The following is a 693-nucleotide window of genomic DNA, read 5'->3' on the forward strand; positions in this document are numbered from 1 at the left end:
TTTAACTACGACCCTGATAACCCAGCGGCAAGTTTAACCATCACAGATTTGAGCGCGGAAGAATTGGCGTTTTCAAGCGATGGTACGCCGGGTAACGCGAATGTTCTTAAATCTCTGATTGATTTGAGTAACAAACCGGTTGCGGTAACGGGCTACGGCTCAGTGAGCTTGAACGATGCCTTTACCTCAATGGTTGGCCAAACGGCGATCAAAGCGCGTCAGGCCGATGCGGATTACCAAGCAAAACTGGCAATGAGTAAGCAAGCGCATACCGCTCGCGACAACGTAAGTGCAGTGAACAGCGATGAAGAAGCCGCGAACTTGATGACGTTTGCTAACGCGCACAATGCCAACATGAAAGTGATCAGTACGGCGAACCAGCTGTTCGACTCTGTATTGCAGTTATTCTAGAGGAAACCCAGATGCGAATCAGTGATAACCAATTCAGCCAAATGATGCTGCAAAGCCTGCAGAGCAACAGCGCAGGCCTTGGGAAAGTACTTCAACAAATGTCGACACGTGAGCGACTGACTAAACTGTCTGATGATCCAATGGCGTCTATCAAGCTGCTTAACTTGGAACGCGAAAACAGCGCGATTGCTCAATACCAAAGCAACATCGCAAACCTGAAAACAACGCTTTCAAGCCAAGAGACACACCTAGACTCAGTGAACGAAAGTTTGAAAAGCATGC

1 protein-coding gene and 1 pseudogene are annotated in these 693 nt (G+C 48.2%); both read left to right on the forward strand.

What is annotated here, in order from left to right:
* On the forward strand, positions 1-411 hold a 411-nt coding region (locus tag R7Z49_RS25195), incomplete at its 5' end, for a flagellar basal body rod C-terminal domain-containing protein (protein ID WP_318112414.1).
* 11 nt (positions 412-422) lie between these two features.
* Positions 423-693 (forward strand): annotated as a pseudogene (locus tag R7Z49_RS25200) (flagellar hook-associated protein 3); the annotation flags it as partial.

It is taken from the genome of Vibrio sp. 1562 (assembly GCF_033340155.1).
Lineage (GTDB): Bacteria > Pseudomonadota > Gammaproteobacteria > Enterobacterales > Vibrionaceae > Vibrio > Vibrio alginolyticus.